The following is a 21,820-nucleotide window of genomic DNA, read 5'->3' as shown; positions in this document are numbered from 1 at the left end:
TCAACAAGCGTATTGGCGACAAAAATATCAAAATTTGTACGTGATTCCAGTGCTTATTTCCATAATATGACCGTTGCTCGTTATTAGAGTAAGTATAGACAGGTTAATTGACTTCGTTGCATTAACTAAGATCATGATATTAAACAGTTAACTCATTAGTTAAAACACCAATCTCACATGTGAGAATAACCACTAAAAACTTAGGTTATTAGTGAGTCAAGGCCATGAAAAATGTTTCGTAAGTGAAAAGTAGTGACGAATAGACTGATAAGAAATATAAAAATCCGATATTAGTTTCCTAATATCGGATTTGTCAGGCCTTTAAGAAGCGGACACTCAGCTCTCGATGTTCTTAATTGATTACATGACAGCTAAGTCGACACTTTCTCATGTAAAATCGCAGTCTATGGCACACCATGACCTTTAGAGGCTACCCAGACGCGATACCATTGCTCACGAGTAATTTCAATGTCTATCGCTTCAACTGCGCTTTTCACGCGTTCAATTTTTCCTGAACCAATTATAGGCAGAGGTCGTGATGGCAGTCTATTTACCCATGCGTAGATGACTTGATCAATACTCTGCGCACCTACTTCACATCGAATTGCTTCTAGCTCATCACGCACACGTTGTGCCTGCTCGGTTGCACCTGTAAAGATGCTTCCTCCACCTAAACAAGACCACGCCATTGGTCGCACGCGCTTCATTTGAAGCTGATCTAACGTACCATCATGGGCAACTTCAAAATTCAATGGATTGATTTCAACCTGGTTAGTAACCAGCGGTTTGGCCACACGAGATTGTAGAAGATCAAACTGACTTGGCGTGAAGTTAGACACGCCAAAGTGCTTCACTTTGCCCACTTTGTGTAATTCATTAAACGCATCAGCCACTTCATCCGCATCCATCAGTACATCAGGTCTATGGATAAGCAAGACATCAATTTGCTCGATGTTCAGACGTGCAAGCGAATTGTTCACAGATTCATAAATATGCCCCGCACTGGTGTCATAGTGGTTCACCTTGCGCTGAGGAAATTTGTCATTACAGGTCTTAATATCGCACTTAGTAACGATCTCTATCTCATCACGGACGGCAGGATCCAACTTTAACGCTTCACCAAACAGCGCTTCACATTCATAATTGCCGTAGATATCAGCATGGTCGACTGTTGTAACACCTAGCTCAATATGCTGCTTGAGAAACGACAATCTTTGCTGAGGCGTCATACCCCATTCAGCAAGGCGCCAGTAACCCTGAACCAGTTGAGAAAACTCTGGGCCTTGCGGCGCAATTGTGACTTTAAACACCATCACTTACCTCCTAATAAAAACTGCCTTTACAGTATTCTTGTTTAATTCAATGCTCAACGTATACTGACAACAAATTCGAACCAGAGTACGAAAAATTGAGTTTCTCCGAACGGCTAAAACAATTGATTGGTGAGGAGTCGGTTTCTGGTTTTGCTCGCCGAGTAGAACTTTCAGAAGCCCTGATTCGCAAATACCTCAACGGGAGTGAACCGAGTTTGTCGAAAGCTAATCAGATAGCCATGAAAGCCAACTGTTCACTTGAATGGCTGGCTACTGGCTGCGGGTATCTATATAGACAAGCTGAAGTGGTCGACATGGACGCCTATATAATGGCCTATCGACACGTCCATGGCTTTGAGCCAAAAGACCACGAACAACACCGCCATGTCATTGCAGGCTATCAATATCTACGAGGTCACAAGAAAGCCGATGGCTACCTGGATGAATCTGCCATGGTGCAATTTTTAAACCTCCAGATAAAGGCACAACGCTGAAACTGTCATTCGTATAACATAAAGGATGACTGCTGTGATTTTGAGCAAATTTAGGGGCGTAGATTAGGGGAATGATGTCAGCTTAAAGTAATCGGTTTAACCTTGTTTAAAAAACAATCAAGGAATGAACGTGAAGCAAACACATGTATCTCTTGCTGTGCTGACTGCCCTAATCAGTTCAGCAAGTATAGCCGCGCCGACTCTCACCATTTCAACCACCACCACAAGTCGGGATTTCCCTTTAAGCGCATCGGATCCATTGGTCCTGCCACTCAAAAAAGAAACTTATCAAGTTAATATATCGGGGATCGATGGTACGTGCCCATCAGTAGCAGAACAGAAAGTTAAGTTTCGTAAACCACTGAGCCTCAATTGCAGTAGCAACACTGAATTATCGGTCAAAATTCGCTTCAGTGGTGACTACTCATTTGCCTACGATGAGGGCCAACACACGATCACGATAGCTCGAGAAACTAAGAAAGTGGCAGCCAAGAAGTTTACCCGCCCTATCCCCGATGTTGTTTGCGAGCAATACAAAGGTGGAGAGGTGACACTTTCTTTAGGTGGCATCTTCACTGATGGTACTCAATTAAGAGAAGCATTTTCAAATCAACTTGTTACTGTGCAAAACGACCAAGTCAGATTAAAGCCCTCCCCGAACAGTGGTGGACTTGTTCTACTTGAACAGGCCGACGCCAGCGCCTCCTCCGCGCAATTCGACTATCGAAACGCCAATATCTATTTCGCCATGGTGGATCGATTCAACAACGGAGATACATCCAATGACCACAGCTATGGCCGAAAGAAAGATGGCAAACAAGAGATAGGCACCTTTCATGGAGGGGATCTTAAAGGGCTAACCGAAAAGCTCGATTATATTCAAAGCCTTGGCACTGACGTGATCTGGCTTTCTCCTATCGTAGAGCAAGTCCACGGCTTTGTCGGTGGTGGAGAGAAAGGCAGTTTTCCATTCTATAGCTACCACGGTTACTGGACTCGTGATTTCACTAAAATTGACCAAAACTTTGGTAATGAAGAAGATCTAAAGCAGCTGGTCACAGAGGCGCACAAACGCGGTATGCGTATCTTCCTTGACGCCGTGGTCAATCATTCAGGTTACTCAACACTGGCAGACTTACAGTTCGACAATATAAACGTTGTTAACACCGAAAATATGCCCGATAAATGGCAAGACTGGGAACCCAAATCAGGGCAGAACTGGCATAGCTTTAATGATTCCGTTGATTATACGAGTTCTAACTGGCATCAGTGGTGGGGTAAAGACTGGGTTCGTGCAGGTCTGCCAGGCTACAGCAAACCCGGCTCAAGCGACATCACAATGACACTGGCCGGCTTACCTGATTTTTTGACCGAGTCTGAGCAGCACGTAACGCCACCAGAATGGTTACTCAACAATCCAGGAACCCGCGTTCAAATACGCGAAAGCTACACTGTATCCGACTATCTCATCGAGTGGCAAGCCGACTGGGTCAAACGATTTGGTATTGATGGTTTTCGAGTTGATACCGTTAAACACGTTGAAGGAGATGTGTGGAAACGGTTGAAAAACGAGGCCACAAAGAGCCTTGATCAATGGCGTGCCGATAATAATCAGATCGGACAACCTTTCTGGATGATGGGTGAAGTCTGGGGTCATTCTGCTTACCGCTCTCCTTATGCTGACCAAGGTTTCGATGCGCTAATCAACTTTGATATGCAGAAGAAGCTCGACAAAGGTGCCGCTTGCCTGAGCCAAATGCAGGAGACCTATCAAAACTACGCCGATTCAATGCAAGAAACGCCAGATTTTACCCCTGTCAGCTACATGTCTTCACACGACACAGAACTGTTTTTCAGTCGCTTCAACTCGTTTGAGATGCAGCGTAACGCCGCCAACGCTTTATTACTTAGCCCCGGCGCTGTTCAGGTTTACTACGGTGATGAAGTGGGAAGAGATTTAGGCCCCTATGCTGATGACTTCCATCAAGGCACTCGCTCTGACATGCTGTGGGAGCTAAGTAAAGAGCGCCAACAACTTCTCAAGCAATGGCAAACGTTAGGCCAGTTCCGTCAATCCCATCCTGCAATAGGAGCAGGTGTACACAAAGAAATTGGCAACAATTCAGCCTATGTTTTCTCTCGGAGTTTGGAAGGCGACACGGTTGTTGTAGGTTTCGTTGGTAAATAAATATACAAGGGCTCTCTACCGAGAGCCCTTGTTCAAATTAGTCAGATTAAGGTTCGTAGTTTGGATTCATTAATGAATACCGGTATTGCTGATCTTTCTGTCCTTCCGCTGCAATATAAAGTAAGAAGAGCCCTGTATGACCGATGCCACACTTGAGATCGCAAGGGACCTCATAATCTAGCTTCAAAGTTGGTGGAGGCGATGTACTATCGACCTTTACATCAATCGGGTCTTGGTTCATCTCATTGCGCGAGTCATCGTACTTGGGCAGGGTGTAAATAAACAAATCACTCTCGCTTTGGGCCGCGTGAGTCCATGGGGATAAAGCCATGCATAATATGACAGTCCAGATAATCTTTGACGTTCGCTTCATGAATCATTGGGGTCGATAAGTTTGATTTCCATAATATATTAAACAGTGTTCAATTAAACCCCTAAAACGAAAAAAGCTCCCGACTTGGGAGCTTTTCTTACAAATAAGAGAGAGGTTATTTGTTACGACGAGCTTCTACAGCATCGGCTAACTGACGAAGAACCTTTTCAGTATCTTCCCAACCAATACACGCATCAGTGATAGACTGACCGTAAGTTGGAGCTTGACCATCAACAAGATCTTGACGACCTTCAACAAGATGCGACTCAATCATTACACCAAAAATAGCATCTTCACCTGCAGAAATTTGACCCGCAACATCTTCCGAAACCAACATCTGGCGCTGGTACTGCTTCGAGCTGTTAGCATGGCTAAAGTCGATCATCACCTTCTGAGGCAGACCTGACGCTTCAAGTTCAGATTTAATAGCACCAACATGCTCAGCACTGTAGTTAGGCTCTTTACCACCACGTAGGATGATGTGGCAGTCTGGGTTACCTGCAGTCTCAACGATTGCTGAGTGACCGTACTTAGTGACTGACAAGAAGTGGTGAGAAGCACTCGCACTGCGGATTGCATCTGATGCAATTTTGATGTTGCCATCAGTGCCGTTTTTGAAGCCGACTGGGCAAGAGATACCTGAAGCCAATTCACGGTGTACCTGAGACTCAGTAGTACGTGCGCCGATAGCACCCCAGCTGATTAAGTCTGCAACGTACTGCGGAGTGATCATATCAAGGAATTCACTCGCCGTTGGTAGGCCAAGATCAGTTAGATCCAGCAGCAACTTACGACCCATGCGCAGACCGTCGTTGATCTTAAACGTATCGTTCAGGTACGGGTCGTTAATCAGACCTTTCCAACCCACAGTAGTACGTGGCTTCTCAAAGTAAACTCGCATCACGACTTCTAGGCGGTCACCCAGCTCATCACGCAATACTTTCAAACGCTTACCGTATTCGATTGCTGCTTCAGGGTCGTGAATAGAACAAGGACCAACGATAACCAGCAGGCGGTCATCATCGCCGTTTAAAATCTTAGAGATTGCTTCACGCGAGCGAAAAGTCGTTGAAGACGCAGTTTCAGTCGCCGGAAACTTCTCTAAAACAGCTACTGGCGGTAATAATTCTTTTACTTTGCTAATTCGTACATCATCAGTCTGGAACATTGCTTACGTCTTCCTATTTCTCTTGGCTTGAACACCGCACCAAAAATTAGTGGTGCATAAATGCTCTATTTTGTTTTTCATCTTCCCTGTAACTTATCTATCAAAAACGATGCTTGCAACCACTTTTTGAACCAAAAGGCAATATTTCTTCTATTTTTACATTTTACACCGTATGTAAAATTTAAATTACATACGATAAAGAGTGAGCAATATCAGGCTTTCTAGCTCTATTTGAACCGCATGAGATGCAATATCTCTTTGATATTGTTAAGGTGGAAATACAAATAAATGCATATAAAGAATCGGCATGAGCGCCATCGATTTTACGCACGTCAGCAAGTGGTACGGCCAATTTCAGGCACTGAAGAATATTAGCCTCTCAGTACAAAAAGGAGAGAGGTTAGTCGTTTGTGGCCCCTCTGGTTCTGGAAAATCGACCTTAATTCGTACCGTCAACGGGTTGGAAACCATCTCAAAAGGCAATATTCAGGTACTCGGCCAGCCTTTGTCTTCTGTATCACCGGGAAAAGTCGGTATGGTTTTTCAGCATTTTAATCTTTTTCCTCACTTAACCGTATTAGAGAACCTGACGCTGGCACCGATGCGCACATTGAAGCAGTCGAAACAACAAGCTATCGATACAGCCATGCACTTTCTAGATCGCGTCAACATCACGGAACAGGCAAACAAATATCCCGTTCAATTGTCTGGCGGACAGCAGCAGCGTGTCGCGATTGCACGCTCTTTGTGTATGAAGCCCGAGATTTTGTTGTTTGACGAGCCAACCTCCGCTCTAGACCCTGAGACCATCAAAGAAGTATTGGAAGTCATGACAGATTTAGCCACAGACGGCATGACAATGATATGCGTAACACATGAAATGGGCTTTGCCCGAACGGTGGCCGATAGAGTGATATTTATGGATCAGGGAGAAATACTCGAAATGGCTACTCCTGAGCAATTATTTAGTGCGCCGCAACACCCTAGAACACAACAGTTTCTGGAGCAAATCCTGAGCCACCAATGATTAGCCGAATTTTAAAGCCCGTTTTGTCCGCCTTCGCTCAAATCCTAATACTAGGTTTAGGGCTGTGGTGGCTGCTGGATTCGGGTGCGAAAGCAATAGATTACCAGTGGCAATGGCACCGAGTACCTGACTATATCGCCTTCTATGAAGATGGTGAGTGGTGGCCTGCTGAACTGCTCGAAGGCTTGTGGGTTACTATCAAGATATCGGCCTGGAGCCTATTGTTTACTCTGCTGATTGGAATGCCGACGGCTTTACTCAAGCTCTCTCAATCTGTTGTAGGCCGAACCATCGCAAATACTTATATTGAGCTGATTCGCAATACGCCGCTTCTGGTTCAGATATACCTTTTATATTTCGTCTTTGGGCCTGTGATCGGCCTTGATAGATTCGCGACTGCGATTTTGGCGCTCTCACTTTTCCAGGGTGCCTACACCGCTGAGATTTTTCGTGGAGGCCTGAACAGCATCCCTAAAGGTCAGTTTGAGGCAGCTCGCTCCCTTGGACTCAGCCCTTTCTCTACCTACTACGACGTTATTTTCCCACAGTTACTACAAAGAACGTTACCGCCTTTAACCAATGAAGTGGTTTCTCTGGTTAAGAACTCCTCAATTGTCAGCGTAATGGCCATATTCGACCTGACGACAGAAGGAAGAAACATTGTTTCGGAAACCGCTATGCCATTTGAGATATGGTTTAGCGTGGCAGCGATATATCTTTTACTCACACTGTCACTCTCGGGAATCTCCGCTTGGCTAGAACACAAACTTGGCGCCCAATGGCGTGCTCAATAATAAGGAAATCAAATGAAATACTTAGGACAAAAGATTCGTTCGTTGAGAGCTTTCAAGCAAGCGATTACAGCCTTGCTTGGGCTTGCTGTGGCGCTACCAACGCTTGCCAGTGAAACTCCAAATTTGGATAAGATTAACGAGCGCGGCACCTTACGCGTTGGAATGTCGACCTTTGTCCCATGGGCAATGCGCGACAAGCAAGGGGACTTAATCGGTTTCGAAATCGATGTAGCTGAACGCCTTGCCGCGGACTCTGGCTGGAAAGTTGAATTTGTACCCACCGCTTGGGACGGCATTATTCCAGCGCTTCTGGCGAAAAAATTTGATGTCATTATTGGCGGCATGAGCGTGACTCCCGAACGCTCTAAGAGTGTCTTATTTACCACTCCTTATTCACACTCTGGTGTTCAGGTGGCTGCCAATAAAGAACTGGCTTCAGGCTTTTCTGAAATGAGCGATTTCAATTCTCGACGCGTTAAAATCGCCGCACGCCGTGGCGCCTTCACCGTGCAAGTTGCTCGAGAAGCTTTTCCAAAAGCTAAAATTCTTCAGTTCGACGACGATGCTCAAGCATTTCAGGAAGTCCTCAATGGTAACGCTCACGCTGTGATTGCTTCTAGCCCTAAACCTGAACATGAAGCTGTGAAGAATGCCGACAAACTGTTTATCCCGTTTCATGAACGCCTATCTAAGGGCAACGAGGCGTTCGCCGTTCGTCTTGGTGAAAACGACAAACAAGCCTTCTTCGACCAGTGGATACAAGCCCGTACCGAGGATGGCTGGCTTGAGCAAAGATACGAGTACTGGTTCGCGACGCTCGACTGGCAGCAGCAAGTTGCAACCGGTCAATAACCACGTTTCTTAAACCTAGGATGATTGATAAGACATAAAGATTAGCAGGACGTTAGGTGAATAAATCGAATTTACTGACCGCCAGTCAGGACAGAAAACCCAGCTGGAACTTCAATAAACTTGATGTAGTTTTATTGCTTGTTTTAGCTGGATTTGGGTTCTGGCTTTACCAACGTGCTTCTATCGGAGTGAATTACACTTGGCGATGGAGCGAAGCATTCACGCTGATCTTTACTTCACGCTCTGATGGGTCGTTGCCCTACTTCATTCAGGGTGTGATCTCGACATTACGGCTCAGTGTTTGGGGAATGCTACTGGCACTAACCTTGGGAACACTCATTGGTGTAGCTAGGCATTCTTCCATTTACGTATTTCGTTCACTGGCCAATGTGTATATCCAGTTAATCCGAAATATTCCCCCGCTGGTCTTTGTGTTTATCTTCTATTTTTTTATCTCAAATCAGCTCATTCCCGCTATCGGGTTGGAAGGAATTCTAAGGGAGTACTCCGGAGAGGCGAATGCGTTGCAGTCGATGATGTTCGGGCCTAAGCCTCTATGGGAAAACCTGCTGTCTGGCGTACTTTGTGTCGGGCTCCTTTCCTCTGCCTATGTGGCTGAAATAGTACGTTCAGGTTTGGCTGGCATAGCAAAAGGACAATGGGAAGCGGCAGACGCATTAGGGCTGTCCACTTGGGCTAAGTACCGCTTGGTCATCGCCCCTCAGGTATTAGCCGCAATTACTCCTGCACTTGCCGGACAAGCCATTTCATTAGTTAAAGATACCTCGATTGTGTCACTGATTTCGATTCAAGAAATGACTTTCGTTGGAACAGAGATGGCAAATTCCTCCGGCCTTATCTTTGAAATTTGGCTAATTGTAGGCGCCACTTACCTGATATTTTGCCTGACGCTTTCTACCTTATTTAAAAGGCTTGAGCGTCATTCATTAAAACATCAAGCAAATGACTAGACAGGTACTTCCCTCAAATCAAATAGTGCTCGGCTAATAGCGCTGAAAATAGCAACATCAGGTGCCAAATAGAGAACTTAAATGTTTTGATGGCTTGCTTCTCGTCAGAACCAAATTTCAACTTCCAAGCGTGATAGACAAACAACGCAGACAGTATTGTTACGGAGGCTAGGTAGAAGACTCCTGCCATCCCAACCAACACAGGGAATAGGCAAACGATAAGTAATAATACAGTGTAAAGCAGTATTGATGTTTTTGTATATTCCTCACCGTGCGTGACAGGCAGCATTGGTATATCGGCTTTGGCATAATCCTCTTTGCGATGAATCGCTAATGCCCAAAAATGCGGAGGGGTCCATATAAAGATAATCATCACAAGCAACCAGGCATTGGCATGCATTTCACCTGTGACAGCCGTCCAACCAAGTAATGGCGGCATCGCACCAGCAATCCCCGCAATGACGATGTTTTGTGGCGTAGCGCGCTTTAAGTACATGGTATAGATAACGGCATAACCCAGCAAACTGGCAAAAGTCAGCCAAGCCGTCAACGCATTCACCCACACATACAAGACCACAAATCCAGCGAGCCCGATTCCAGTGGCAAACGCAAACACATTGCGCACATTGAGTTCACCAGATGGCAGAGGTCGCTTGTACGTTCGAGCCATAACTGCATCAATTCGTCGGTCAATCAGGTGGTTAAATGCTGCAGCAGAACCTGCCATCAAGGCAATCCCCAACATACCAAGAATCGACTGCTGAACAGGCAGAGATCCTGGCACCGCCAAGCACATACCGACCAGAGCCGTAAGCAGCATTAAAGCAACCACCTTCGGCTTAGTCAGAGTTAGGTAGGTTCGCCATAACGATCTGTCTTGTTCAGAAATGTGACTGATAGAATTACTCATCGCGAACTCTCCTTACGAAAAAATCGAGTGGAATAGGCATTAGCAGTGACTTTCTGTCGCAGCAGATAATTGACATGAAGGACTGAAAGCAGCAACAAAGCGGCAACTAGGTTATGCGCTACCGCCACCACAAGCGGTAAGCTAAGTAAGACATTAGCAATACCTAAACTAATTTGTAGAATCAGCAACACACCCACTTTGAAAGCGGCACTTGTTAACTTAGGATTTCTGGCGCATAACAAAGCGCAAATTAAACTAATAGAGAACAGAGTAACTAGAGCTGCACCGAATCGGTGTGTCACATGAATGGTCATCCGAGAGCCATAATCTAGCGTGCCAAACTCATAGGTTTCTTGCTTCGGTTGAATTAATTGAAAAGCACGTTCAAAGTCGAGATAAGCCACCCAGTTTCCCTCACAGACAGGAAGGCTTGTACACATCAGGGCGGCATAGTTGGATGATGTCCAACCTCCTAAAGCGATTTGTATAATAATCAAACCTAAAGTGGCAGACGCCAAGATCTTTAACCAACTCGGCACAGAAGCGACATCTTCAATCGGTGCTTTTTGGGCGAGTAAGCGCCAATACAAAAGCGCAAGTAAGCAAAATAGCGTAAACCCGCCAATAAGATGCCCCATCACCACCAACGGCATCAGCTTCATGGTTACCGTCCACATACCCAAGAGCGCCTGAAAAACCACGACCAGAGAGATAACAATCGGTAAAACGTTAGGCAACGACTTCTCTTTAATCACTCGAAATGAAATAGCGAATACCACCAGACCTAGTGTGCCCGCAAAATAACGGTGGATCATTTCCAGCCAAGCTTTATTCGCTTCAACAGTGAGCTCTGGATACAAGGATTTTGCCAGTGCTATTTCTTGTTGATCGTTAGGTACGGTCAACTGGCCATAACATCCCGGCCAATCCGGGCATCCTAACCCAGCGTCAGCCAGTCGAGTATAGGCACCAAGCATGATGACGATGAACGTCAATACGAGACTTAGGCGAACTAAATTGGTCAATCCCATAACCAAACTCCTTCCCTGCTGTTAGCCTACTCTTGATAACTTAAGTAGCTTCCTTAAGTCCGCCAGTACATCTTTGCTTTGGCGGACCAAATCGCCTTTTGATCCCACTTTGGGATAACGCATCACCAATTGGCCCAATGGGTCGACAATGACGTACTCAAAGTCAGACACAACCTGATGGAAGGCTTGATTCACTTTGATGGTTTCAAACCCACCCTTTTCCAATACCGATGTATCACTGAGCTCAGAGATAAGCAGCACAGGTGCGACCCGGCTCTGATATTTCCCCAGCGCTAAATGACTTTGCCCCAGCAAATACACCTGCTTCTGGCAAAATTCATCACACTGCTGCGGAATCAAATACCCCAATTGCCATTGCTCACTTGCATAAGGGTTGCTGATTCCAAGCCCGTCAAAACTTTGCTTTGGTTCAATCAATTGGCCTTTGTTTGTCACGCCAGACTCATACCAATGATTGGCGAGAAATGTCTTGGCAATGACTGCGGGCAAAGCAAACATTAGTACCAAGGCAACCAGAATGATTCTGCCTCTTGTAACTGGATTAGCCATCCTGACCTCCTTGTTTTAATGCTCTGATAAAAACCCAGCCACTCAACAGCACTAGGGCCACGGCCATACTAAACCACTGAACGGCATATCCTGTGTGTTTAGCGGAACCCAGCGGGACAGGTTTCCAAGGCTGCCCATAGGGCCAATCTGACGTGTGGGGCTGTAAAATGTAAGGCTCTATTGGGTGCTGCCAATATTGTTCAAGTTCAGCAATATTGAGGTTTTGAATTCGATGCGGAACACTCGGCTCAATATACAGCTCATCACTCAGCGGGTTCGAAGAGCGCTGGTAAACTCTCGCTTCTGATATCAGTGGGCTGTTCAGCCAGTCAACGCTGGGCAGGCTATCTCGCTGGCCCTTTGAAGGAATAAAGCCACGCTCCACCAAAACCGCGCGATCAACCCCAAATGCCATAAGTTGATAAGCCAAATAGCCCACTTCCCCTTGATATGTCTGATTATCCAGCAATAAGTATTTTCCCTTGATGGGTCGTAGCTCAACCCTAACTAAAGTACCTGTCAGATAAACATTATCCGTGGTATTCAGCTGTTCAAGTTCGATAGCAGACGCACGCTCCCTTTCAGCCAAAAACTGCTCCATTTGACGTTTCTCATCTGCTCGAGAAAGCTGCCACAGCCCTAAGTTGACCAAAATCGAAAAGGCAACCACAGTTAATAGCAGACCAACCCAAAACGAGTACGACTTCATCTGAACGGATAGGGAAGACTTTATGGTATTCATCTTCAAATCACTATTAGTAGTATTACTGCTGTTTATCATCATCAACCTCGCAAGGGCGATGTTCGAAATGGTCAAGGGACCTCAAGATGATCATGATGAGGAGCCCCGCCAAGATAAACCCATGAGCTACTATCTTGGCCGCCGAGTATTCCTCTCTGCGCTCGCCGTCGTATTGTTAATTGCCGCTCTTCTTACTGGTCTCATTGAACCCAATGTCCGCCCTTATTAAAGGGCGTATTTACAATACATAAACAAAAACAAACAGACATAGCCAAACCACATCAACAAAGTGCCAATACCAGCTGCCCGCCTGAAACGCAAAATGGTCCTTGGGAGTAAAGTGATCTTTCGCTACCCGCGCAAGCAAGATAATCAGGAACGTCGTTCCTAACAAAACATGCATGCCGTGGAAGCCGGTTAATAAGAAGAAGGTGTTGCCATAAATACCTGACTGGAGAGTAAGATTGAGGTCCTGATAAGCGTGTGCATATTCAACACCTTGGTAGTAAAGGAAAAAAACCGCCAATACAATTGTAATTTCAAGCCAGACAATAAGCGCCATACGTTTGTTCTGCTCGAGACTCGTATGTGCCATATGTAAAGTAATAGAGGAAGTCAGAAGAATCAGGGTGTTGATCAGAGGAATCCCCTGCCATCCCATCGCTTGTGTCGTACCACCATCAGGTGTAGTCGTCAGCGGCCAAAGTGCTTCAAACGCGGGCCACAAAACTTCATGAGTCATGGCATTATTGCTCGCCCCACCTAACCAAGGAACGGAAATCATGCGTGCATAAAACAGTGCTCCGAAAAAGGCGCCAAAGAACATCACTTCAGAGAAGATAAACCAGCTCATCCCTTGCCTGAAAGAGCGAGAGATTTGCTCAGAATACTTACCCGTCATCGACTCGGTAATCACATTGCTAAACCAGCCCGCAAACATATAGAGCAGGAACAGGAATCCAGCCAGAAGAATCAACTTACCGAAGATACTGCCTTCTCCACCTTCGGCCATGTTCTGCACCGTGATCCCCGCGCCAACCGCGATAAGAAACAGCGCAACCGCTCCGACAATTGGCCAGCTGCTTTGAGCGGGAACATAATATGATTGATGTTTTGAACTCATGGCTTAGCTCCTTGCTGTGTGAGGTCGCCACTCGGTTCCATTCGTGCTACTTCAACGGGTCGTGGAACCTTATCCGTAATGTCGTAGAGGGTATACGACAGCGTTAATGTATGAATCGACTCCGGAATATCTGGCTCAATGTAGAAAATTAAAGGCATCTCGGCCTTGGCCTGACTTTCCAGTGGTTGGTGATTAAAGCAGAAACATTCGATTTTGTTGAAATATGACGCCCCCATGCCCGGTGATACCGAAGGAACGGCTTGGCCAATCGTTGCTATGGATGACTGGTTTGTTGCTATGTAGGCCGTCTGAATCACTTCTCCGGGATGTACATCCATTGACTGTTGCTTAGGTTCGAACAACCAAGGCATACCCTGATTTCTGTGTGCCATAAACTCAACTCGAATAAGACGTGATGTGTCAGGAACCATACCCTGTGGCTGTAGCGCAGACTCAGTATTGGTTTTTCCGTTGATTCCTAAAGCTTCGCACATCACGTCATATAACGGGACAAGAGCAAAACCAAAGCCAAACATCGCCACCACTGCTGCCAGCAGCTTTAAGGTTAATCTGTTATTGGATTGCTGTTGTCCATCCATAGCGCTTCCCTCAATCCACTTTCGGTGGGGTAGAGAATGTATGGTGCGGTGCTGGGCTTGGCACTGTCCACTCCAGCCCTTCAGCACGATCCCACGGTTTTGCCTCGGCTTTTTCTCCTCCACGGATACACTTAATTACTAACCAGAGGAAAATGAGCTGAGACAAACCAAAGGCAAAACCACCAATCGACACTATCTGATTGATGTCGGCAAACTGAATCGCATAGTCTGGAATACGTCGTGGCATCCCAGCTAAGCCAAGGAAATGCATCGGGAAGAATAAGACATTTACCGAAATTACTGAGCACCAGAAATGCCACAAGCTCAACTTGTGGTCATACATATGCCCCGTCCATTTCGGTAACCAATAATAAGCGGCTGCCATAATCGAGAATACCGCTCCTGAAACCAGCACATAATGGAAGTGCGCAACCACAAAATACGTATCGTGATACTGGAAGTCAGCAGGAACAATCGCCAGCATAAGACCAGAAAACCCACCTATGGTAAACAGAATGATGAAAGCAATGGCGAACAACATCGGTGTCTCAAACGTCATTGCGCCCCGCCACATCGTAGCCACCCAGTTGAACACTTTGACACCAGTGGGCACCGCAATCAGCATGGTGCAATACATAAAGAATAGTTCGGCGAACACGGGCATCCCTGTTGTAAACATATGGTGCGCCCAAACCAAGAATGACAGCAGCGCGATACTACAAGTGGCATACACCATCGAGTGATAACCAAACAGCTTTTTACCACTGAACGCAGGAATAATTGCCGACACAATACCGAACGATGGCAAAATCATAATGTACACTTCCGGGTGACCGAAGAACCAGAAGATATGCTGGAACATAACAGGGTCACCACCACCCGCGGCATCAAAGAATGATGTGCCGAAGTACTTATCGGTAAGCACCATCGTCACCGCCCCTGCCAGTACAGGCATGACGGCAATCAACAAGAAAGCAGTAATCAACCAAGTCCAAACAAACATAGGCATCTTAAACCAAGTCATCCCCGGCGCTCTCATATTGACGATGGTGACAATCACATTGATCGCGCCCATGATCGAGCTAATCCCCATAATGTGAACTGAGAACACAAACAGCGCAGTACTGTCAGGCCCATAAGTCGTAGAAAGCGGCGCATAGAATGTCCAGCCGAAATCAGGGCCTCCACCTTCGGTAAATAACGAAGCAATCAGGATTAAGAACGCAAAAGGTAAGATCCAAAAACTGAGGTTGTTCATCCGTGGCAACGCCATATCTGGTGCGCCAATCATCATCGGAATCATCCAGTTGGCTAAGCCAGTGAAGGCTGGCATGACAGCACCAAACACCATGATTAAACCATGAACTGTGGTCATCTGGTTAAAGAACTGAGGCTCGACCAATTGCAGACCGGGTTGGAACAACTCAGCTCGAATGATCATCGCCATCGCTCCACCGGTCAGGAACATAATGAAACTGAACCAAAGGTAAAGCGTCCCGATGTCTTTGTGGTTGGTCGAATAAATCCAGCGGGCTATGCCAGAAGGCGCTTCGTGATGCTCATGATCATCGTGTTCATCAATGGCAATCGCACTGTTTGCTCTTCCTAACTCGGCATCAGCCGCTGGTGCTGATTTTACTGATTCAGAATTCATTGACTCAGGTTTGGACGTTTTCATTGTCCCTCCTTGGATGCCTTAAATGCATTCACATCGGATGCTTGCACCACATCACCCGTACTGTTTCCTAAACCGTTACGTTGGTAAGTCACGACAGCGGCAATTTCTTTGTCAGATAACTGATTAGCAAATGCCTGCATCGCTGTTCCTGATCGGCCATTGACCACGATATCAATGTGATTCGAAACATCACCATTCACGACTTTACTACCAGTGATTGCAGGGAATGCCCCCGGAATACCCGCACCACTGACCTGATGACAGACGGCACATCGGTCGACATACACTTTCTCGCCTATCGTCATCAATTCTTCTTGCGACAGCGATGCGGTCAAAGAGGCGGCAGCTTCTTGTTTCGCTTTCTCTATCTCTGCTTTTTTCGCCAACAACCAAGCGTCGTATTTATCCTCTTCCATGGCATGAACGACAATTGGCATAAATCCGTGGGCTCGGCCACATAACTCTGCACACTGACCTCGATACACACCAGGCTCATCAATACGTGTCCATGCTTCATTAATAAACCCAGGAATAGTGTCTTTTTTCACTGCAAAATCAGGGACCCACCAAGAGTGAATCACATCATCGGAAGTCAGGAGGAATCGTACTTTTCGATTGATTGGCAACACGAGAGGGTTATCAACTTCAAGAAGGTAATGTGCGCCTTTGTCCTCTATACCATCAATGGCTTTTTGGCTGGTTGCTAACAAGCTGAAAAATTCGACATCTTCACCAAAGTAGCTGTAATGCCACTTCCATTGAGAACCTGTAATTTTGACCGTCAGATCGGATTGGGAAGTATCTTCCATCGCCACCAGTGTGCGCGTTGCCGGAATCGCCATTAAAACCAAAATGATAATAGGAATGACCGTCCAGATCACTTCCACTTTGGTACTTTCATGGAAGTTGGCTGCCACTGCCCCTTTTGATTTTCTATGATGGTACATGGAATAGAACATGGCCCCGAAGACTACGACAGCAATAGCGCAACAGATATAGAAAATCAGCATGTGTAAGTCATAGACTTCATTACTGATACCTGTCACACCTTTAGTCATGTTCAAGGTGTTTTCTTCAGCATTAACTGAAGTAGCAAAACCAACAAACAAAAAATTGATCAGTTGCCACAGTGAAACCTGTAATCTTTTCAAAAGACCTCTCCTCTGCCTGAGGCATCATCTCTGATGATTTAGTCAAGGCGCCCTAAGCCTAAATGACACAAAAAAGTCCTATTGGGCAAATGGGTGCGGAAAATTCCTTGTAAACAGCAAATTTGACGTATTTTGTTATAGTTATGTTAATAAAAGCTAGTTGGCCTTTAAGAATTGTGCAAGAAAGTGCTAATGGAAATGTTGCTTATTTGAGCAGGTTAAATTGAAGATTGATCACAATACTTGATTTAACGATTGCGCTCTCGCAAGTGATAATCAATATCATTTAATATCCATCCATTATTTCTCAAATGTCATACACTTGGGATAACAATAGTCAAAGGTAGAAATAAGTTATGATGGAACAAGTTACTCGTTGGTTGGAAAAAGATCCGGATCCACGTACACGTGAAGAACTTCAGCGTTTAATTGATGAAGAGCAATACCAAGAATTAACAGACAGATTCAGTCAGAGGCTAGAGTTTGGTACTGCAGGTTTACGCGGAAAAGTGGGCTGTGGTCCAAACCGCATGAACCGACTGGTTATTCAGGAAACTGCTGCTGGACTTGGCCACTACCTCACCCAACAGGTGCAAGACGCGGAAAAACGCGGTGTTGTCATTGGGTATGATGGACGCCCAGATTCAAAGCAATTCGCTCATGATACCGCCTCTGTATTGACCTCTTTAGGTATCAAGGTATACCTGACACACGATGTAGCTGCGACACCTATCGCTGCATTTGGTGTTCGTCATTTTAATGCCGCCGCTGCTGTTGTCGTCACGGCCAGCCACAACCCACCCGAGTACAACGGCTTTAAAGTGTATTGGGAAAATGGCGCTCAAATCATTCCTCCTCATGACTCTGGTATTGCTGGAGAAATCGACGAAGCCGCCACAAAACCCATCCCTCTGATGAATCTTGATGATGCAGAAAAGCATGATCTTCTCGTGTGGCTAAAACAAGACTACTACGAGACTTATCGTCAAACGATGAATGACAACCCACTGCTGGCTAATCATCAACAGCCAGAGGCGGTTGGCATTGCCTATACCGCAATGCATGGTGTCGGTGCTGATATGGCAGAAACATTGTTAAAAGATGCTGGCTTCAGCAAAGTTTACAGTGTCGCTGAGCAGCGTGAACCGGATGGTGCTTTCCCAACCGTCAACTTCCCTAACCCAGAAGAAGCTGGTGCCATGGATATGGTGGTCGCGTTGGCAAAAGCTAACAACGCCGACATCGCTTGCGCCAATGACCCTGACGCAGACCGCTTTGCAGTGGCTGCTCGTCGACCTGATGGCGAATACCAGATGCTGACTGGCGATCAGGTGGGCTCTCTCTTTGGTCACTACCTACTGAACCGTACTGATGCAACCAAACAACTGATTGGTAACACCATAGTGTCCTCCACTCTACTCAAGAAGATTGCGCTTTCTCATGGGGCTGAATACTACCAAACTCTAACTGGTTTCAAATGGCTGACCAATATCGCCATGCAAAAACAAACCGCAGAGAAGCAATTCTTGTTCGCTTATGAAGAAGCACTAGGCTACACCGTGGGTAATAAAGTGTGGGATAAAGATGGCTTGTCTGCTCTGGTCGCTTTCTCTCAGCTAACCGCCGAGTTAAAGAGTCAGGGGAAAACGGTGTGGGATCAATTGGAAAGCATTTATCGCGAGCACGGCATGTATATTAACGCTCAACATAGCACTGCACTGGATCCGAAAGCGCCACCTGTTGGGGATAAGCTTCGAGCCGCGCAGCCAAGTCAAATCGCGGGCCGTAAAGTCGAAGTGATTGAAGATTTGAAGTCTTCAACACGTACCTTTGCAGACGGAAAAATTGAATCTATTGACCTACCAACGAGTGATGTACTGATTTATCACCTATCTGGCGGTGCACGCGTCATCGTTCGCCCATCAGGCACAGAGCCTAAGCTGAAGTGCTACTACGAAGTCGTCGAAGCATTTGATGAGGCAGATAGCTTCGCAGTGGCGGAAGAAAAAGCGGAGCTTGCACTGGACATGTTGATTAGTGAACACCAGACAAGCCTCGACCACTAAAATACAAGAGTAGAAACAGTAATGGTTTTAAAGCGGCTTGAACGGCCGCTTTTTTATATCCCAACCCTTCTTTCATCTGCCTAACGCTTTCAAACTGGCAAATATGTTAAAGTTCGACTTCTACTTTCTGCTAGCGACCTATTTTCTATGAATACCACTTTCTCTATCATTCCTGTCGGGGTGCGCTTTATGTTGCTTTCTGCACTTGGCTTTGCCTTGATGTCAGCCTGCGTGAAGTACGTAAGCAACTATGGTATTCCCGTGTTTGAGATAGTTGCTGCTCGGGCACTAGTTTCTTTGGTGATCAGTTACTTGGATGTCAAGCGCAAGCGAATTTCAGTATGGGGGCACAATAAGCCCTTGTTAATGCTTCGCGGTGCAGTCGGTACGGTCGCTCTCATGTGTGTTTACTATTCGGTGACAACCCTTCCGCTCGCGGAAGCAACCATACTTCAATATGTTCATCCTGTATTTACTGCATTATTGGGCGTTTTCTTCCTAAAAGAGCGTATTCAATTCTCTACCCTGCTTTGCATCGCACTTTGCCTTTTAGGGTTAGGCGTCATGGTACAACCCAGCATGCAAGCCGGTTCCAGCTCAGACTTACCGCTATTCAGCGTGATGATGGCACTGCTTGGGGCGATGGGTAGTTCTATTGCTTATGTCATCGTTCGAAAGTTAAGTCAAACAGAAGACAGCTCAGTGATTATTTTCTATTTTCCACTAATGGCCTTGCCAACCTCTCTGATGTTGATAGGCGATGATTTTGTGTGGCCAAGTCTATTTTTGACCATGATGCTGATCCTAGTTGGCGTCTTTACTCAGATAGGTCAGTATGGGCTAACCAAAGCGATGCAGACTCAAGCCGCAGGGAAAGCCTCAGCCTACTCGTATATACAAATTGTTTTCTCAGCTCTGCTTGGCGCTTGGGTGTTTAACGAAATCCCATCCTATTGGACATATTTAGGCGGCTCACTCATCGTTATTGGCGCACTGATTAACGTTTTCGGCCAACACCTAAGACCGTTTCAGCGCGCAAGGTAGCTTAAACCCTCTCGGGGTGCCTATACTTGTCTTTAACAGTGACAATGAAAACACCCCGATGAATTTACGAGTTTGTTTTTGCCTTCTGATTCTTCTGATGAGCTCTAACACCCTAGCAAAGGCGATAGAGTTACGTGATGTGCACCTGAGTATCTGCGGCGACTCTATTGACTGGCCTCCCTATACATACCTAGATGGAGAAGATGTCAAAGGCCTTGATCTCGAAGTACTTAATGAGCTTTTGCTGCCACAAAACATCACATTCAATTTTACTATGACATCGTGGACCCGTTGCCTTAAAGGTGCGAAGAGCGGTGAATTCCAAATTGCAGTCAGCGCTTCACACTCAGAAGAGCGTGCCAAGCACTACCTGTATACAACTTGGTACTATCACGTCACCCCCCACTACTTATACAAAAAGTCGAGATTCCCTCAGGGGTTAAACATTGATAGCGTCGCAGAATTAGAGCAATACAAGGTCTGTGGGATCCACGGCTACAACTATGGCGATTTCTGGCTTAACAATGTTGACCAATACTCACACAACATGCATGAACTCGTTACAGAACTCAAAGAACAACGATGCGAGGTTATTCTGTCTTGGCAAGAGATACTGGAAGGCATTAGAAACGTTTGGGGAATTACTTACGTCAGTGAAGACATTGAATCTAAGCCGATTCCAAATATGCCTAAGCATAAGTTTTATATGCTGATTTCTAAGCAGTATGAGCATGGGCCAGCGCTGAAAAGGATTCTCGATAAAGGTTTGAGAGAACGTCAGACCAAGTGAAGACTGTCTGATCCAACGACAAGCCGACTCATTTTACAGTAAACGTCTTCTTAACCCTGCTTTCTCAAGGATACGAGTTGAAATCTCTTCAACTGATAACGATGAAGTATTGATATACGGAATCGCTTCTCTACGGAATAGCGCCTCCACGCTCTCGAGTTCATTGATGCACTGCTCGGTGCTGGCATATTCACTACCTGCCAAACGGTTCTCGCGAATTTCCGTCAATCTTTCAGGATCTATCGTCAAGCCAAACAACTTATGGCGATGAATTTCGAATTCTGGCAACAGTCTTAGGCGACGAATGTCTTCTTCAATGAATGGATAGTTCACAACTCGCAGGCCAAATTGCATCGCCATATAAAGGCTGGTTGGCGTTTTACCACTTCGCGATACACCCAATAAGATAATGTCAGCTTTATCTAGCCCCTTAAGCGTAATTCCATCATCATGCGCTAAGGTGTACTCAATTGCTGCGATACGATCAAAATAAGTATCAGAATCTTTACCCACACTCCGTGAGCGCTGCAGCTTCGGCTTCGGCTCCATTTGAATATCGTCCTTAACCTGCTGGACAATACTCGCCAATACGTCATAACCGAATGCGGGAGCCTCGAGTAGCTTCTGCTTGATCTCTGGAATGACGATGGAAAAGAACACTAAAGGTTTCACTCCATGCTCTTGGTAAGACAGCTCAATCTCTTTGAGAAGATCAGCCAATTTATCTTCACTTTCGACAAACGGAAACGTTTTTTCGTTAGCGTTAAACGGGAATTGACCCAAAACAACATGGCCTAATGTCTCACATGTTATGGCCGTTCCGTCAGAAACATAGAATACATCACGACTTTGAATATCAATTTGCATGTTTTATTTAAACTTTAAAATTCTTTTGAGTAGGATGGTCACCATAATATCGATAATAAAACCCGGCTG

Annotated in this window: 22 protein-coding genes; 10 read left to right on the top strand and 12 right to left on the bottom strand. The window is 45.8% G+C overall.

The genetic code is table 11. The features are described from left to right. Window positions 1–404 precede the first annotated feature (404 nt). Complete coding sequence (locus tag L1D15_RS01135; RefSeq protein WP_239864585.1) at window positions 405–1,313, bottom strand: aldo/keto reductase family oxidoreductase; 909 nt, start codon at window positions 1,311–1,313, stop codon at window positions 405–407. 95 nt (window positions 1,314–1,408) lie between these two features. Here L1D15_RS01135 and L1D15_RS01130 point away from each other — a divergent pair, with 95 nt between their 5' ends. Together L1D15_RS01130 and L1D15_RS01125 are read left to right on the top strand one after the other, a co-directional pair. After that, the gene (locus L1D15_RS01130) at window positions 1,409–1,807 is read left to right on the top strand and encodes a helix-turn-helix transcriptional regulator (RefSeq protein ID WP_029236130.1); all 399 of its coding nucleotides are present in this window, start codon (window positions 1,409–1,411) and stop codon (window positions 1,805–1,807) included. Between the two features lie 130 nt (window positions 1,808–1,937). Then, complete coding sequence (locus tag L1D15_RS01125; RefSeq protein ID WP_239874393.1) at window positions 1,938–3,995, top strand: alpha-amylase; 2,058 nt, start codon at window positions 1,938–1,940, stop codon at window positions 3,993–3,995. A gap of 46 nt (window positions 3,996–4,041) precedes the next feature. Here the strand turns inward: L1D15_RS01125 and L1D15_RS01120 are convergent, their stop codons facing one another. Both L1D15_RS01120 and aroG read right to left on the bottom strand, forming a co-directional pair. Next, window positions 4,042–4,281, bottom strand: coding sequence for a hypothetical protein (locus L1D15_RS01120; RefSeq protein ID WP_234425369.1), 240 nt, complete (start codon window positions 4,279–4,281; stop codon window positions 4,042–4,044). A 202-nt stretch (window positions 4,282–4,483) separates the two neighbouring features. Further along, entirely contained in the window at window positions 4,484–5,536 is a 1,053-nt protein-coding gene (gene aroG / locus L1D15_RS01115; protein ID WP_006960398.1) for a 3-deoxy-7-phosphoheptulonate synthase AroG, read from the bottom strand. 307 nt (window positions 5,537–5,843) lie between these two features. On the opposite strand from aroG, the gene L1D15_RS01110 reads away from it, so the two are divergent. From L1D15_RS01110 to L1D15_RS01095, 4 genes are read left to right on the top strand one after another with little or no spacing between them, the layout of a single operon-like run. Beyond that, window positions 5,844–6,563 carry an amino acid ABC transporter ATP-binding protein gene (locus L1D15_RS01110; protein ID WP_239874392.1) on the top strand — a complete coding sequence of 240 codons (720 nt, stop codon included), beginning with the start codon at window positions 5,844–5,846 and terminating at the stop codon, window positions 6,561–6,563. Next, on the top strand, window positions 6,560–7,357 hold the full coding sequence (locus L1D15_RS01105; protein WP_239874391.1) for an amino acid ABC transporter permease: 798 nt from the start codon (window positions 6,560–6,562) through the stop codon (window positions 7,355–7,357). Before L1D15_RS01110 ends, L1D15_RS01105 begins: the two co-directional genes overlap by 4 nt. Window positions 7,358–7,399: 42 nt before the next feature. Continuing rightward, the gene (locus L1D15_RS01100; protein WP_239875096.1) at window positions 7,400–8,209 is read left to right on the top strand and encodes a transporter substrate-binding domain-containing protein; all 810 of its coding nucleotides are present in this window, start codon (window positions 7,400–7,402) and stop codon (window positions 8,207–8,209) included. A gap of 56 nt (window positions 8,210–8,265) precedes the next feature. Continuing rightward, the gene (locus tag L1D15_RS01095) at window positions 8,266–9,180 is read left to right on the top strand and encodes an amino acid ABC transporter permease (protein ID WP_239874390.1); all 915 of its coding nucleotides are present in this window, start codon (window positions 8,266–8,268) and stop codon (window positions 9,178–9,180) included. A 13-nt stretch (window positions 9,181–9,193) separates the two neighbouring features. Here L1D15_RS01095 and cyoE read toward each other — a convergent pair whose 3' ends face one another. Genes cyoE through L1D15_RS01075 form a run of 4 tightly spaced genes read right to left on the bottom strand, consistent with a single transcriptional unit; the run spans window position 9,194 to window position 12,433 of the window. Beyond that, a complete protein-coding gene (cyoE, locus tag L1D15_RS01090) occupies window positions 9,194–10,090 on the bottom strand; it encodes a heme o synthase (RefSeq protein WP_021457928.1) in 897 nt (298 codons plus the stop codon). Beyond that, window positions 10,087–11,121 (bottom strand): COX15/CtaA family protein, encoded by a 1,035-nt coding sequence (locus tag L1D15_RS01085; RefSeq protein WP_239874389.1) that lies wholly within the window; start codon window positions 11,119–11,121, stop codon window positions 10,087–10,089. Before L1D15_RS01085 ends, cyoE begins: the two co-directional genes overlap by 4 nt. Window positions 11,122–11,142: 21 nt before the next feature. Further along, window positions 11,143–11,691 carry a hypothetical protein gene (locus L1D15_RS01080; RefSeq protein ID WP_239874388.1) on the bottom strand — a complete coding sequence of 183 codons (549 nt, stop codon included), beginning with the start codon at window positions 11,689–11,691 and terminating at the stop codon, window positions 11,143–11,145. Next, complete coding sequence (locus L1D15_RS01075; RefSeq protein WP_239874387.1) at window positions 11,684–12,433, bottom strand: SURF1 family protein; 750 nt, start codon at window positions 12,431–12,433, stop codon at window positions 11,684–11,686. The genes L1D15_RS01080 and L1D15_RS01075 overlap by 8 nt, the downstream gene beginning before the upstream one ends. Here L1D15_RS01075 and L1D15_RS01070 point away from each other — a divergent pair. Continuing rightward, window positions 12,423–12,662 (top strand): DUF2909 domain-containing protein, encoded by a 240-nt coding sequence (locus L1D15_RS01070; RefSeq protein ID WP_239874386.1) that lies wholly within the window; start codon window positions 12,423–12,425, stop codon window positions 12,660–12,662. The genes L1D15_RS01075 and L1D15_RS01070 overlap by 11 nt on opposite strands. 9 nt (window positions 12,663–12,671) lie before the next feature. Here the strand turns inward: L1D15_RS01070 and L1D15_RS01065 are convergent, their stop codons facing one another. The 4 genes from L1D15_RS01065 to coxB are packed head-to-tail and all read right to left on the bottom strand — an operon-like array spanning window position 12,672 to window position 16,984. Continuing rightward, window positions 12,672–13,556 (bottom strand): cytochrome c oxidase subunit 3, encoded by an 885-nt coding sequence (locus tag L1D15_RS01065; protein WP_239874385.1) that lies wholly within the window; start codon window positions 13,554–13,556, stop codon window positions 12,672–12,674. After that, window positions 13,553–14,155 carry a cytochrome c oxidase assembly protein gene (locus L1D15_RS01060; protein WP_239874384.1) on the bottom strand — a complete coding sequence of 201 codons (603 nt, stop codon included), beginning with the start codon at window positions 14,153–14,155 and terminating at the stop codon, window positions 13,553–13,555. Before L1D15_RS01060 ends, L1D15_RS01065 begins: the two co-directional genes overlap by 4 nt. A 10-nt stretch (window positions 14,156–14,165) precedes the next feature. Further along, window positions 14,166–15,833, bottom strand: coding sequence for a cytochrome c oxidase subunit I (ctaD, locus tag L1D15_RS01055; protein ID WP_021457923.1), 1,668 nt, complete (start codon window positions 15,831–15,833; stop codon window positions 14,166–14,168). Beyond that, entirely contained in the window at window positions 15,830–16,984 is a 1,155-nt protein-coding gene (coxB, locus tag L1D15_RS01050) for a cytochrome c oxidase subunit II (protein WP_239835520.1), read from the bottom strand. The genes ctaD and coxB overlap by 4 nt, the downstream gene beginning before the upstream one ends. A 356-nt stretch (window positions 16,985–17,340) precedes the next feature. Between coxB and L1D15_RS01045 the strand changes: the two genes are divergently transcribed. From L1D15_RS01045 to L1D15_RS01035, 3 genes are all read left to right on the top strand, one after another. Then, complete coding sequence (locus L1D15_RS01045) at window positions 17,341–19,050, top strand: phospho-sugar mutase (protein ID WP_239874383.1); 1,710 nt, start codon at window positions 17,341–17,343, stop codon at window positions 19,048–19,050. Window positions 19,051–19,197: 147 nt separating this feature from the next. Next, entirely contained in the window at window positions 19,198–20,094 is an 897-nt protein-coding gene (locus L1D15_RS01040; protein ID WP_239874382.1) for a DMT family transporter, read from the top strand. A gap of 97 nt (window positions 20,095–20,191) precedes the next feature. Next, entirely contained in the window at window positions 20,192–20,884 is a 693-nt protein-coding gene (locus L1D15_RS01035) for a transporter substrate-binding domain-containing protein (protein ID WP_239874381.1), read from the top strand. A 33-nt stretch (window positions 20,885–20,917) separates the two neighbouring features. Here the strand turns inward: L1D15_RS01035 and L1D15_RS01030 are convergent, their stop codons facing one another. Further along, window positions 20,918–21,751, bottom strand: a complete 834-nt coding sequence (locus L1D15_RS01030; RefSeq protein ID WP_239864613.1) for a pyruvate, water dikinase regulatory protein — start codon at window positions 21,749–21,751, stop codon at window positions 20,918–20,920. Window positions 21,752–21,820 lie beyond the last annotated feature (69 nt).

It is taken from the genome of Vibrio sp. Isolate25 (assembly GCF_022398025.1).
In the GTDB taxonomy this organism is placed as follows: domain Bacteria; phylum Pseudomonadota; class Gammaproteobacteria; order Enterobacterales; family Vibrionaceae; genus Vibrio; species Vibrio coralliilyticus_A.
Note: the sequence above shows the minus strand (reverse complement) of the source record. Positions and strands in the feature narration are given on the sequence as shown.